Raw genomic sequence first — 14528 nt, 5'->3', positions numbered from 1 at the left:
CACACCCCAACCAGCGGCGGCGCCTGGCGCGTGATCGATGGCCAGCTCATTGATGAGTCCGTGCCGCCGGCCGAGCCCGCTCCGGTCCCCGAACCGCCGCCACCGCCGGCATCGAGCCAGCCCCGCTCGCGCCGATCCTCACCCACCACACCCGAGAACTGACCATGGCCCAGCCCAACCTGGAATCCTTCAAGCGTCGCGGCCTGGCCCTGGCGCTGCGCGCATCGGCCTCCGTGCCGATTGTCCCCAATGCTGCAGCAGATGGCGTGCTGCTGTTCAACGGCAGCAGCGGCACCGAGTTCGACAAGATCGAGCGCCCGGTTGATCGCCCGTTCTTGACCGGACAGCCCTTCGCTGTGGGCGCCAGGCGTGCCTTTATCGAAGGCGAGTTCGAGCTGTTCCCGCCGACCACACCTGGTGCCGCCACTGAATCCGACGCCATCTGCGCACCACTGCTGCTCCCCGCAGGCATGACCGCCGTCAAGGACGCTGCGGCCAAGACCACCCGCTACAACCCCATCAGCGCCAATGTGCCGATCTCCGATGCCAAGTTCTGGCACGCCGGCACGGTCAAGCAGATTGCCGCCGCCCGCCACAACCTCACCAACCTGGCACTCGCCGTCGGCGAGCGCTTCAAGGGCAACATCCGCATCCAGGGCGACTACGACACCATCGCCGAGGAGAGCCTGCCGAACATCACCACCACCGCCGTGGTGCCAACCGTCGCCCGCGCGGACAACACCCGCACGACGATCATCGTTGATGGGGGCTCGGGCCTGGTTGTGTGGGCCAAGTCGCTGTCGGTGGACGTGGGCAACACGATCACATCGAAGGAGTACACCAGCCACAAGGAAAGTGGCATCAGCGACCGCGCCCCGACATGGACGTTGCGCGTGGCCAAGACCGCCCTGGGTGACTTCAACCCGTGGGCGGTGCGCGATGCGGCGGGCGTGGTGGAGGTGGCGCTGCGTCTGACCGAGAAGAACAAGCTCTACAGCGAGCTGGGCATTCGCGGCCAGATCGAGAACATCAATGAAGTCGAGATCGATGGCGACTACGGCTGGGAGCTCACCGGCCCGTGCGTGGCCAGCGATGCCGGCGGCGACGAGCTTTACATCGAGTTCGGCGACAGCACCCCGTAGCAATTCGCGGGCAACAAGCTACACTCACCCCGGCCCCGCCTCTGTGCGGGGCCTTTCTGTTTCAGTGAAGCGCTTTAGTCCCGCTGGGCAATCACACCCCGGCAAAGTGGTCCCGTCCCCAATCAAGGGGCTGCCAAACCACTTCCCAAGGACTACTCACATGCTTCGTCTCGCTCGTACCAACACCGTGCACCTGCCGGTGGAACTGCGCATCCCCACCGAACAGCCCAACGTCTTCGCCACCGGCTCCATCCAGTGCCAGGTCAAGATCCTCGCGCGCGAGGAAGTCAAGGCACTGCAGGACGGCCCCATTGAAGATGAGGAGTATCTGCGCAAGATCCTGGTCAGCGTCACCGGCCTGGGCGATTCCGACGGCAAGGCCATCGAGGGCGACGCCGCCCTGGAAGAAGTCTTCAATGGCCCGTTCTTCGCGTTCCTGCAGCCGGCAATCATCGGCGCTTACTTCGACCAGTTCGGCCGGGCGCACGTAAAAAACTCCAAGCCGTCGCGCGGGCGCTGATTGGGAAGGGTCCACGCTCTGACGGCGCCGACAGGAACCATGAACCTGCAGGCGCCGTCAGCGCGGCGGACTTTCTGCGCGACGGGGGCGGCGGCGAGGAGCTGCCCAGCCTCATCCCCGTCCTGGAGGAGAACTGGACTGCCGTCCAACTCTTTACGCGCTGCAAGCCTCGTTGGATCACGGGAATGCACGCTCCGATCTACGACGGCATTGAGGCGCGCGAGATCCAAGCTGCTGCCTGCCTCCTGGGAATCGACCAGCGCGAGCTGCCTGACCTTATGCCATCGCTTGACGTGCTGATTGGCACGACAGCAACGGCCCACCGCGAAGCCTCGGACACACCGTGAACCCAACCGTCACCCTCCGCCTTGATGCCGACAATAGCCGCCTGGTGCCTGCCGTCCGGGCATCGGATGCCGAGCTCAAGCGGCTGGGTGCTACGGCTGGAACTACCGGCGACCAGGCACGCCGAGGCGCAGCAGGTATTTCCACAATCGGTACGGCGGCGGATTCCACCGCTCGCCGTGTCTCTGCGGCCTCCAGTGCGCTGTCTTCGGCTCGGGCGACCATCGCCACCTACATCGGCGCTCAGACGGCTGGAGCGCTCATTGGCGTTGCCGACAACTACGCCAACATTTCGGCGCGCCTCAAGCTGGCCACGGACGGACACAAGGCCTATGCGGCCGCGTCCGCCCAGGTGTTCAACATCTCCCAGCGGACGGCCACCGCGCTCGACAGCACCGCAACGCTGTATGCGCGCCTGGCTCAGTCCACGGCTGAGTACGGCATCACCCAGCAGCGGCAGCTGGCACTCACCGAATCGATCAACAAGACGTTTGCCATTTCTGGCGCCAGCAACGTCGCCACCGCCAACACTATCGTTCAGCTCAGCCAGGCACTGGCGGGCGGTGTGCTGCGTGCGGAGGAGTTCAATTCAGTCGTTGAGAATTCCCCACGCCTGGCCAAGGCGCTGGCCGATGGCATGGGCTTGTCGATGGGCGAGCTGCGAAAGCACGTCAACGACGGCAAGGTGACGGTCGATCAGATGGTGGCCGCGCTTGAGAACCAGTCCAGCGTCATCGCTGCCGAGTTTGAGCAGATCCCGCTCACCGTTGGCCGCGCCATGGAACTGTTGCGCAACAGCGTCACGAAGTTCGTCGGCGAAACCTCCCAGGAGCTCGGTGCCAGTGGCGGAATTGCCCAGGGCATCGCGTTCCTGGCCAACAACATGCAGCACCTGGATCAGATTGCTGGCGTCCTGGCCGTCGCCCTGGGCAGCCGCCTGGTGGTCAGCCTGGCCAGGGCCACCGCCGAAAAGATCACGGCTGCCGCCGCCTCGCGGGCGCTCGCGCGTGAGGAGCTGGCCGCAGCCCGTGTGGCCGAGCAGCAGGCCGCAGGCCGTCTGTCGGCCGCCCGCGCCGGCATGAGCGTTGCTGGTGGTGTAGCCGCGGCTGAGCAGGCGCTGGCTACTGCGCAGCTGCGCACCGCTGCTGCCGCCCAGGCTGCATCCGTGGCGCTGACCGCAAAGGCGGCGGCTATGCGTGGCCTCAACGTGGCCATGAGCGCGTTTGGCGGCCCCGCCGGTTTGGCCATCACCGCGTTGTCGTTGTTTGTCGCATGGGCGATGAACAGCAACCAGAAAGCACAGGAGCTGTCAAAGACCGTCACAGCCGGTTTCCAGCCCGCCATGCGGGTGCTGCAGGAGTTCAATCAGCAGACTGCGAACACCTCATTCGCGGAGCTTTCTAGCACGGTTGAAACCATTGAGGCAGCCCGCAAAGAGATTAAGAACCTGAGCGATGAGTACGAGCGCCTTGCGGCAACGCGCCGCTCGTTTGAGGCGCGTGATCGTGCTCTGCCTTTTGGATTCGACAAGGAACTGGAGAGCGCCTCGGAAGCCATTGAGTCTGCGCGGCTTCGCCTGGACAACCTGAGCAAGGGCTATGACAAGGCCATTTCGGTCTCGGCCAACATGGTGCTCAGCGCCGCAGGAGTTACCAACGCGACCAAGGCACAGAGCAGCTCGTTGGAACAGCTGCTGCGTCGGCAGGCGGACCAAGGGCAAACACTGGAGCAGACTCGCCCATTGCTACAACGTTGGGCCGATGAGCAACTCAACGTGGAGCAGCGGAACCGGCTCAGTATTGCCACCTTTGGTGAACTTGGTGCATCCGCCAAGAGCGCTGGCGCCGCGATCAAGGCTGCCCTCCAGTCGGTCAACGAGGGTCTCGATAAGCAGATCCAGAGCGTACAGCTGGACCTGATCGAGAAGACCCAGGGCAAGGCCGCCCGCATGCGAGCGCAGTTCATCACCGAGAGCGCGCAGAAAGGGTTGGACCCGACCAGCGCTGACTATCAGCTGGCGCGAACCAAAAATGAGCAGCTCATCCAGCTCACCCTGACGCTGGACAAGCAGAATGCGGCGACCCGTGACCTGACCCGTACCCAGACCGAGGCAAAGCGTTCCGGCGAGCAGGCGGCCCGCCTGGCCGAGCAGCAGGCTGACTCCCAGGCCAAGTACACGCGCCAGGCAGCGCTGGCTGCTGCCGAGCTGTCCGGCCCGATGGCGGCGGCCCAGGAACAGCACAAGCAGCGCATCGCCGAGCTCGACCGGGAGCTGGCCAAGCACCTCATCACCCAGCAAGCCTATGAAAGCCTGGTGAAGTCATCTGCGGCCGAGCTAGCCAAGAACACCGCCGAGGTGGCCAAGCAGCAGCAGGCCCCTACTGCGCTGCTCGACACTCTGCGCGGAGAGGTCCAGTTGTTGGGCGTGGTCGGCATCGAGCGCGAGCGCCGAGCCAGGCAGCTGCGCAACGAGCAGGACATGCTCCAGGCCATCAACGAGGCCAACAAGGCCGGTGCTGGCATCAATGCGGAGGCGACCGCCGGCCTGATCGCTCAGGCGCGAGCATGGGCGGACACTTCCATTCGGATCGAGCAACAGACGGCCAACCTGGAAGAGTGGGCCAATGTCGGTACGCGTGGCGTTGCGGACGTGGCTGACATGCTTGCCGATATGTTCAGCGGCGGCCTCGACAAGTCGGAGAGCTTCTTTAGCCGCCTCAAGGACATCTTTAAGCGAGGCTGGCGCGACATCGTCCGCACCATGCTGGAACAGAACCTGGTCAGGCCCTTCCAGGATGCGCTCACCAACGCCATCAACGGAGCATTGTCTGGCGCATCGCGTGGGCAGAACGGTGGCAACTGGCTGTCGCAGATCGCCGGCATGTTCGGTGGCGGCAACCAGGGCGGCGCCAGCTCAGGCTGGATGAACAGCCTGGCCAACATCATTGGAGGTGGCCGCAATCTCACTGGCACCAACGCCATGATGGCCGGTGGCGGCTGGCGCGCCGGCATGGCCGATGCCGGCAAGATGATGGGCTTCGGCAACAATGTGGGTGGCTTCATTGGAACGGGGGCTGCAGGTGGCACCGCTGCCTCCGCCTCCATGGCCGTTCCGATCATCGGCTGGGTAGTCGCGGCGATGATGAAGAACGCCGAGCTATTCGATCAGGGCTGGGACATCGCCAACGGCGAGAGCTGGGGCGGCAAGATCGCCACCCTCGGCGCCGTTGGCCATGTCGATTCAATGGCCCGCAAGCTGGGCCTGAACGCCAAGGCAGCGTCCATTCTGTCCGGCTCCTCCATCCATGCCGCGCTGTTCGGTCGCAAGAAACCTCAGATCCAGGCCCAGGGCCTGACCGGCTCCTACGGATTCGACGGGTTCGCCGGGCAGTCCTATGCCGACATCAAGGCCAAGGGTGGTCTGTTCCGCAGCGACAAGAAGTGGACCGAATATGGCCAGGTCGATAGCACCATCACAGATGCTTTCAGCCAGGCCACTGGTCGAGCCCGTGCCGGTGTCGCAAACCTGGCGGAGCAGCTGGGCGTAGACATCAACCGTCAGCTGTCGTCGGTTCGCGTAGACCTCGGCAAGGTCCAGCTCGACGCTGATCCGGACAAGGCGCAGGCGCAGCTGGAGCAGCTGATAACGGGAGCGGCCAAGAATCTCACCGGCCAGGGCGTCTCCATCCTGGGTTTCGGCGAGTTCCTCAATAAGGGGTTCGAGGCTGGCGACGTGATGACCAGCTTGGCGGCCTCTATTGAGCTGATGACCGGCAATGCCCAGGAGCTCGGCCGAGCGCTCAATTCTCAGGAAATCGACCTGGTCAAGCGCACGACATCCATGTTCCAGCAGATGGCCAAGGCTGCCGGAACAACGATGGAGGAGCAGGTTAAGGCCGTCGCCAGCGCAGCCTCCTCATACGGCAGCGTGGTCGGTGCCGCTCAGCAAGAGATCGCCACCGACGGATTCAGCGGTTTTGCCAAGTCTCTGCTGGCCGTGCGCCAGGAGGAGCAGGAGCGCATCCGCACCCTGCAGCAACAGGCCAAGGCCCTGGGCGGCCTCTCGGCTCGCGAGCAGGATCTGGCGAAGGTTCGGCAGGCTGCCCAGCTCAAGGCCGATGCCCTGGCCAAGTCGCTGGAGTCCGAGCTGGTAGGCCTGGCATTGAATCGCGTCAACGATGAGATTCAGCGCCTCGGCGGCTCTGTTGATGGCACCAGCAGCAAGCTGCAGGACTTCATCAACTCGCTCAAGCTGAGCAGCACGCTCTCTCCCGATACCGACATCCAAAAGCGAACCACCGCCTCGGACCTGATGCAAAGCGCGGCCAGTGCCGGCAACCTGGATAGCTTCACCCAGTATGCCCAGCAGTTCCTGGAAGTGAGCCGCAAGCTCAATGCCAGTGGCCAGGGCTACCAGGTTGATTACGCGCAGGTACTGGAACTGGCCAAGAAATTCGGCGGCGACGGCGCCGCAACCTCGCTGCAGCAGCTGTACGCACAAAAGGCCGCGCTGGAGCAGCAGCAGGAGGCGGCCGCACGCCTGGAGCGCGCCCAGCGCATCGCCCAGGGCGTTTCCGACCTGGCCGGTGTGCGTGGCACCGACCCGCTTGAGATCCTGCGCAGTGTTACCGGGATCAGCCCAGAGGCGCTGGCCAAGGATCTCGGCCTGACAACCGATGAACTGGTGAAGTATCTGCAGAACCAGCAAACCGACATCACCGACCTGGCCGAGATCCTTTTTGATCTGCCCAAGCGCATCGCCCAGGAGATGGTGGCGGTGCTGACCGACAACCGGGTTCCCTCAACCGGATCGCCAGGCACTCCCAATGGTACGTCGACATCCCCCACGGTTCCCTCCACGCCTCCGCGCGGAACCTATGACCCCAACTATGAGGTTCTGCTTCAGGTCCGCGACGGCCTGCAGAGGCTGGTCAATCAAGGGGAGAAAACAGCGCTGATGGCCTTGTGACACCGCTCCGTAATGCTTGCGGCTCTGGCCGCTGCACCGCCCCATCCCTGCAAGCCGTGAACGTTGTTTGCAGATCGACCGAATAGACCCAACTGGAGCTCCACCCCTGTGACACGCCCCGTTCTACTGATCGACATTGGTGCTGGTCCGCTGCCCGAGATCACTCCGGCGCCGCGAGCACGCGCCAGCTGGGCGTCGCTTCCCAGGGCGGTGGCAGAGATTGCGCCTCCCACGGATGTCGAAGTGAAACCCGGCATGGAGAGCATCACCATCACCTGGCAGGCGTCGCCTCTGGCAGGCGCTGTGTATGTCGTGTGGCGTGCGTCCGATGTCAGCGGCAAACCGGGCATCTGGACAATCGTGACGCGCACCAGCGATACCCGCTTCACCTATACCGATGTCACCGGCACTGTCAGCTGGTGGAAAGTCACTGTCCTGGTCAACGGAATTTCGTCGGGAGACTCAAGCCAGAACCCCGCGCTGCCGGTCGCCCCCCCGACCACCGCGCAGCTGATTGAGATCCAGCAGAAGCTCGACCAGGAGAAGCTTGACCGATTCAACGCCGATGCGGAGGAAGCACAGAAGCGCGCCGCCGAGGTTGCCGACCTGGCCAACAAGCTCACAGAGGAATCCAACCTTCGCGCACAGGGCCTGCTCGCCCAAGCAGATGCGTTGCAACAGGAGATCGCCGACCGCATCCAGGCGCTGCTCAATGAGCGGCTGGCGTGGCAGGCCGGTGTCAGTCAGGAGGCCGCGATTCGCCAGAACGAGGTGGAATCGCTCGCCTACGCGCTCTCGCTGGTCTCCGCCGGCAGTGGAACCCAGTTCGACAGCAAAGCTATTTGGTATTTTGCCGTTGATCCCGAGGGCTGGACCGGCGCTGACACGCCCACGATTGTGGATGGCTGGCTGCGCCCGGCCGATGCCTCCAGCTTCCCCTATGTCCAGTCGCCGGCAGGCCTGCTGGTGGATGGCACCACGTATCGATTCCTGAAACTGCGGGTTAAGCGCGTTGGGACGCCTGTTTGGGCGGGGCGCCTGCAGTGGAACACCGAGGCTGCTCCGATCTGGAACGAAGCCCGCTCTATGGTTGTTCCAGAGCCGCTGTGGGACGCCCTGGGCGTGGCGACCATCGACTTTCAAGACATCCCCTGGTGGCCAGAACAGATCAACGCCATTCGGCTGCAGGTCGGCGCAGCGCAAGAGGCCAGCAGCTATTTCCTCATCGACTGGGTAGCCATAGGGCGCCCGACGCCTGGTGCGGGCGTGGCGTTCGTGCAGGAGCAAACTGCAGCTCTCGTTCGCGCCGACCTGGCGGAAGCCTCCAAGCGTGAATCTCTCGCAGCGCAGTTGAGGGGCGACTATGAAGGCACTGATCCTGCAGGCGTTACCACGGGCCTGTATGCCGCAGAGCGCAATGCACGCGTGACTGCAGACGAAGCCAATGCCCGCGCCACGGAGCTGCTGCAGGCCCGGATGCCTGCCGGCGATGGGAAGGTTGCCACGGAAGCGAGCGTGTTGGCGGAGAGCGAGGCGCGTGCGGATGGCGACAGCGCCAACGCGACTGCCATCCAGAAGGTGTCCGTGCGCATGCCCGACGGTGAGGGCAAGGTCGCCGGTGTGGACGCCCTGGAATCAGTCAGTGGCCGCGTCGAAGACACCGAGGAAGGACTGCGCGCGGTTGGCGAGCGGGCCACGTCGCTGGAGGCGCAGCTTACCTACCGGCATGTGGGCGAACACGACTGGAATGCCGGCGACCGGGACGTTTACTCAGGCACGCGCACCTGGCAATCAGTGATCGCCCAAGGCGACCGCGCTGTGGCCAAACTGGTGGAGTCCACGAACGTTGAGCTCGGAAAGTTCAAGGCAAGCGCCACCCGATCCATCGAGCTGGTCGCAACCGAGCAGGCCGCGCAGGCTGAGCAGATCGAACACTTCGGCGTGGAGCTCGCCGGCAAGGCCTCAGCCGAGTCTGTGAGCAGGGTCACCACGCGGGTTGAGCAGACCGAGAAAGGTCTGCAGGCGTTCTCCGGCCGCCTGGACTCGGTACGTGTCGAGCTCGACGGGAAAGCCAGCGCCGAGGCGATGCAGGGTATTGAATCCAAGGTCACTCAGAACGCGGACGGCCTTCGCTCAGTCCTGGCACGCGCCTTCATGTACGTCACTGCGGACGCAGGCCAGGGGAAGCTGATCGGCGGCATGGTGATCGACAACAACGGGCAAGTGGTCAATACGCGTTTTGCGAGCAACACCTTTGAGGTGATCTCGCCGGGTGCAGCGGAAGGCATGGAGTGGAGAGCAGGCTACCTCCGTGTATGGAAGGGAGCAGCGCAGCGCATCATCGGCACCGGCTTCGGCCGTGGCGGCGATGACCTGGTTGACTACTTCGGGCCGAACGTGGGCGCCGCAGAGGCTTCCAAGTCCAATGCCGTCATGTGGATGGATGCCTCTGGTAGCGCCTACTTTGGCGGGCAACTGTCAGCCGGCGTGCTCAAGAACGCCGTCCAAACCACGACGACACAGACTGTGGGAGTGGAACTGGTGAACGGCCCGTTCTCCACCAATGGCCGCACCAGGACAGTGACCGTGAGCTTCTCCAGGCGGCACCGTCGCACCAAGACCACGATGGGCTCTGACGGTTTCGTTGCTGGCGGGGGACAGAACACCGCGACGGTTCAGATCTATCGACAGATCGGCACCGACGCTGAGCAACTGTGGCAGACGCTCGTTGCGACAGGCGCGGTGCGCATCATCAATCAATTCGATGGGCCGGACAGCGCTGACTCAAGCTGGGGCGGCTCTTTCACCGTTAACGACAGCAGCCCCAGTGATAAGCAGGTGCGCTATCGAGGCCTCATCACTGGCTTCACCGAGCAGGACGTTCGTCACGAATCAGGCAGCTTCCAAAGCCAGACGATTGACCAGAGCTTGGCCATCATCTCCGTGGAAGCATAACGGCGCCAGTTGCAGCGCGCCTGTCAGATAGCAGGAATCAGAAATGACACAGAAGCACATCGATCAAGAAATCAGGTTGCCGAATGGAAAGATTGGCGTTGATGCCTACGACGCCTTTGCCATCGTCAACGAGAATTCCCAAGACGCCGAGCAGCGGCTTTCCGTGTTGGAGGCCAGTGGCCAGGACGTGGAAGCGTTAAAGGTCGGACTGCAGCAGGAGACGCAGGCCCGAGCGCAGGGCGACGACGCACTGGGGCAGCGGATCGATGCGGAGCAGATCGCGCGGCAGGTACAAGCCGAGGCATTGGGATGGCGCATCATCGGCGACAATGCCTTCATCAACGGCGACTTCCGGTTCTGGGAGCGCGGCACATCCTTTGTCGCTCCAGCCTATACTGCCGATCGCTGGTACTTCAACGCAGGCGGTGTTGAGTCTCCCAACGTCATTCGCAACCCGATTTCCCCTGGCCAGTTCGCCAGCATCCGCGCGCCGGCATTCGCGCGAGTGAGCTATGGCGCAGTTACCGATCCAGCCGGCCACTACGTTGTGTATGAACAGCTGATCGAGGACGCGGGAACCTATGCCGGGGAAGCGGTAACCATCAGCTTCAAGGTCTACAACAGTGGTCAAGCCGGCAGGCAGATTGCGTTGGAGCTGCGCCAGAACTTCGGAGCGGGCGGGAGCACTACGCTTTCCGGCATAGGAGCAAGGAAGTTCACGCTTGCCGCTGGCCTGAACGCCATCACGCATACGGTCCAGGTTCCGTCGGTTGCTGGGAAGACTTTCGGCGCCAACAACTCCCTCGGATTCGCCTTTTGGGCATCGGCTGGGAGCAACTGGAACGCTCGTAGCGATAGCCTGGGAGCGCAGACGGGCGACGTACATTTCACTGAGGTGAAGATTGAGCGTGGGGCCACGGCCACGGCGTTCTACCAGCGCCCGGAAGCATTGGAGAGGCTCCTGTGCCAGCGTTACTGCTACGCCTACGAGGTGACCACTGGCAACGCATTCGTACTTTGCCACGGCCTCGGAAACTCGCAGGTACTGGCGTTCCTCGAAGCCCCGACTGACATGCGCACCATCCCGACGGCGCGAAGTGTTGGCGCGCCGCCGACGTTGACCGGCGTGGGAATGTCGGGTGGTGCATCCATTGTCGGCCAAAGCTACATCCCCGTCTCGAAGCGGACGGTGGCCTTGGTCGCTACCGCCAACCAAGCCACGGCCGGGAGCGCGTCTGGCTACCTGGGCTCTGGAGCACAACCCTATCGCGTTCTCTTTGAGGCAGAGCTGTGAGCATCTATCAACTTACCATCAGCCCGTCTGTCGTTCGGCATTGCCAATCAGACACTTTCATCAACGTCACTGCGACCAGCTCCGAAGCGCAGGCATACAGAGAGTGGCTGGCGGCAGGCGGCGTCCCCGATCCGGCGAACCCACCTTATGCGCTGTACTCCCCGGAACACTTCCGCGCGATCCGGGATGCCGCCTTCACATGGATGGATGCTGAAGTCAGGGCGCGGGGCTACGACGACATTCCGAACTGCGCCAGCTACTACAACAGCAGCGTCACCCGATACCGGCAGGAAGCGCGGGCGCTGGTCGCCTGGCGCGATGCCGTGAATCAGAAGCTGGAGCAGTTGGTGCTGGCGCCGCCCGTCGGCGTCGAGACCTGGGAGCAGGTGCGTGTGCTGCTGCCGCAGCCGGAGGACTTTTCTTGGCCTGAAACAGTGTCGCTGCCGCTGGACAATCGAGAGGTGGCGGGCCTGTGAGTGAATCCGCATCCATCTCGCCCGCAGGCAAGACGTTCGGCATGTGGTCATCCAGTCCGTTGGGAGCTGGCCTCTCGGTGGGTGCTGGTGGCGTGACAATGTCTGCTGCTGCAGCCCTGCCTGTTGCTCGCCTGGCGCGTAGCAACATCGCCCATGACGAAGGCACACATGGCGTCGAATTCTGCTTCTGGGGCGATGATCCGCTTGCCGCGTCCATCGGTGTTGTCATGCCCACCGCGCCGCTGTCGGCAGAGGTCGGATATGCCGGCGGCGTTGGTTGGCGACTGCACAGTGGAGAGGTGATCGCCAATGGCAGCGTGCTGACCACTGGCTTGCCAGTGCCTGCGAAGGGATCAACGGTGGGCCTGGTTGTTTCTGTTGGCTCGCCGTCGCGCATCAGGTTCTTTATTGAAGGCAATCAGGTTGCCGATGTCCTGGCGCCTGTAGCAGGCGCGGTTCATTTCGCAGCTTCTATCACCAGCTCCAAACCGCAAGGGCTGACCTGCGCCGTTAATGCTGGCCAATGGCAGGGGCTGAGTGATGCTGTGGCTACGGGCTGGTTCGTCGAGACCGCTCTGGCCTCGCCGTTCCGACTGGGCAGTGAGGACTACATGAGCAGCGCATCCGACACGCCCGCTAACACACCCTATCTCGGACTGCTCGCCAATGAAGGACTGAGCACGGTGGCCAGCGTAAGTTTCTGGCCTTGGGAAGGCGCCTCGCGCAATGGTACTGCCCAGGTTCGTGTGCTTGATTCGACGGGCCTGCTCGATGCCGCAGCACTTGGCGCTTTGCGCAATCAGCCAGTCGCGGTTCAACAGGTCTACCAGGGCCGGCCTCTATCGGAGGCGGGCGCGGTCGCGCGCTATGTCCTGGACAAGATCGACATCGAGGACGACGGCAGAAAGCTGCTGACGTTCCGTGATGCTCATGGTGACCTGGATACCCCATTGGGTCGAGCCGTGTTCCTTCCTCCTCACGGCGAAAGCAACGCATGGCAGACGATGCCGGCAATCATTGGCACAGTGCGCAGCGCGCCGTGTGTATCCGTGAATAGTGATGGCAGCCAGCAATGGATTGGTGACTATCGGCTGGGCAGTGTGGGGGATGTCATGGATCGCGGTGCAGTCCTGGTTGCCGGCACCGGCTATACGCTGGCGGCAGAGGGGCAGCACCTGGTTCTGACATCGCCACCTGTTGGCCCGGTCATTGCTGACGTGTCCACGCTTCCTGAGATGGCGCCGACTACCCTGCGCCAAGCGGCTGGCGAGGTGTTCTCCCGGATTGGCAAGACGGCATGGGCGTCCTCAGACGCAAGCGCAATCGATGCGCAGACGGGATATGCAGGAGTCGGGTTCTACGCGGCGGGTGGCATAACAGCGCGAGAGGCGCTGGGTCAGATCCTGAGCGCCTATGCAGCCGATTGGTGGCAGGATGAGGCGGGGGTTCTTCGCATCGCTCGCCTCGTAGACCCTGATGCGGTCCACGACGATTCGCTTTCGTTTGATCTCGGCTGGGGCGAGTTTGCTGCTGACTTGATCGTGCTTCCCGACTTGGCCCCGAATCTATCCCGGCGCATGGCCTACCAACCCAACGGCATCGCTCTGAATGACGGTGATCTGATTACTGACCTGGTGCAGCTTCCACCTGAGCGGCGGCAGCAGCTGACTGCTGAGTATCGCGGTCAGGCTTACTCGGGTGGCAGGCTGGCCGAACGCTACGCCCATGCAGACTCGGCGGCTCCTGTGGTATCGAGGTTTGACCGTAGCGAGGATGCGCAGGCAGAGATTGAGCGCATCGTTGCGCTCTACGAGGTTCCCCGGAACTTCTACGCCGTGCGCCTCAGTGGGCGGCCCGATCTTCGTCTGCGGCCTGGCCAGGTGGGCCGAATCACTTACCCGCGCTATGGGCTGGAGCATGGCAGAAAGGTGTTGGTGGCTGGCGTAACCAGCAATCCCGTTACTGGCGATCACGTCTTGAAACTCTGGGGGGCCTGATGCTCATTGGCTTTGGTCAGCCCGTAGGGGCTGCGACGGTGGACGGTGGCGCTGCCATCAACCTTGGAGCGCTGACAGATGGCCGGCCCACAAGCGTGGCCCGCATCCATAGCGATGCCGGCCTGGTGCGCCTGCGTCTTGCTTGGACCGCCCCGGCTGAGATCCGGATCGCGGGTCTGCTGGGGCTCAGCTGCGCTGCGGGTACGCCGGTCAGGCTGGTCGGCCGGCTGGCTGGCCAGGATGGGTTCGATGTCCCCCTCGGGGGCAATAGCGCCCTGCAGCCCGTCATAGCGCTTTCAGACGACAGCTTGGCCGCCTGGTTCATCGTTGACGGGGGCCAGGCACTTACTGGCGTGCAGTTCGAGGTTGAGGCCTCCGACTTTGATGCCGGCGAGCTGGTCGCCATGCCGGCCGTGGAGATTGGCCATCAGATAGGCTGGTCCATGGAAGCGGTTGATCCCAGTGTCAGGGAGCGCACCCTGGGCTCTGGCCTGAACGTTGTTGCCCGTCGCCCCTATAGGGTGCTGCGGGCCGACATGACCCCGCTGAGGGTTGCGGAGGTCCGTGCCGGCGGGCTGGGCGGCGGCATGGATCTTGACCGCCTGCGCCACCGGCTGAGCGGCGGGCGGCGGGTTGTCGCCATTCCCCGTTGGGGCGCAGGCACTGGCGTCCTGGACGTTGCCGAGCTGCATGCAACCGCCTTGTACGGCCAGGCTGCGCTTGGGGGTGCCACTCACCTTGGCGGCGACTACTACGGCGGGGCCTGGACGTTTGAGGAGAGCCCCCCGCTGTAGGCTGGCCGCGCCAGCCCAGGGCCGTTTAGTCCGCCT

The 14528-nt window shown here is 63.7% G+C and carries 9 protein-coding genes; all 9 read left to right on the top strand.

Annotation, left to right across the window (positions count from 1 at the left end; genetic code table 11):
• Positions 1-164 precede the first annotated feature (164 nt).
• Positions 165-1142 (top strand): hypothetical protein, encoded by a 978-nt coding sequence (locus ACUZUJ_RS12575; RefSeq protein WP_197586752.1) that lies wholly within the window; start codon positions 165-167, stop codon positions 1140-1142.
• 160 nt (positions 1143-1302) lie between these two features.
• Positions 1303-1662 (top strand): hypothetical protein, encoded by a 360-nt coding sequence (locus ACUZUJ_RS12570; RefSeq protein ID WP_197586753.1) that lies wholly within the window; start codon positions 1303-1305, stop codon positions 1660-1662.
• Positions 1663-1847: 185 nt separating this feature from the next.
• Positions 1848-2009, top strand: a complete 162-nt coding sequence (locus ACUZUJ_RS12565) for a hypothetical protein (RefSeq protein ID WP_429000179.1) — start codon at positions 1848-1850, stop codon at positions 2007-2009.
• A complete protein-coding gene (locus ACUZUJ_RS12560) occupies positions 2006-6976 on the top strand; it encodes a tape measure protein (protein WP_197586754.1) in 4971 nt (1656 codons plus the stop codon). Before ACUZUJ_RS12565 ends, ACUZUJ_RS12560 begins: the two co-directional genes overlap by 4 nt.
• 255 nt (positions 6977-7231) lie before the next feature.
• Positions 7232-9931, top strand: coding sequence for a spectrin repeat-containing protein (locus ACUZUJ_RS12555; RefSeq protein ID WP_197586755.1), 2700 nt, complete (start codon positions 7232-7234; stop codon positions 9929-9931).
• A 43-nt stretch (positions 9932-9974) separates the two neighbouring features.
• Entirely contained in the window at positions 9975-11225 is a 1251-nt protein-coding gene (locus tag ACUZUJ_RS12550) for a hypothetical protein (RefSeq protein WP_197586756.1), read from the top strand.
• Positions 11222-11701, top strand: a complete 480-nt coding sequence (locus tag ACUZUJ_RS12545) for a hypothetical protein (RefSeq protein WP_197586757.1) — start codon at positions 11222-11224, stop codon at positions 11699-11701. Before ACUZUJ_RS12550 ends, ACUZUJ_RS12545 begins: the two co-directional genes overlap by 4 nt.
• A 98-nt stretch (positions 11702-11799) precedes the next feature.
• Complete coding sequence (locus tag ACUZUJ_RS12540) at positions 11800-13698, top strand: hypothetical protein (protein ID WP_197586758.1); 1899 nt, start codon at positions 11800-11802, stop codon at positions 13696-13698.
• Positions 13698-14492 carry a hypothetical protein gene (locus ACUZUJ_RS12535; RefSeq protein ID WP_197586759.1) on the top strand — a complete coding sequence of 265 codons (795 nt, stop codon included), beginning with the start codon at positions 13698-13700 and terminating at the stop codon, positions 14490-14492. The genes ACUZUJ_RS12540 and ACUZUJ_RS12535 overlap by 1 nt, the downstream gene beginning before the upstream one ends.
• Positions 14493-14528: the final 36 nt, after the last annotated feature.

It is taken from the genome of Stenotrophomonas sp. S4, assembly GCF_054187805.2.
This window is presented reverse-complemented; position numbering and strand designations above follow the sequence as displayed.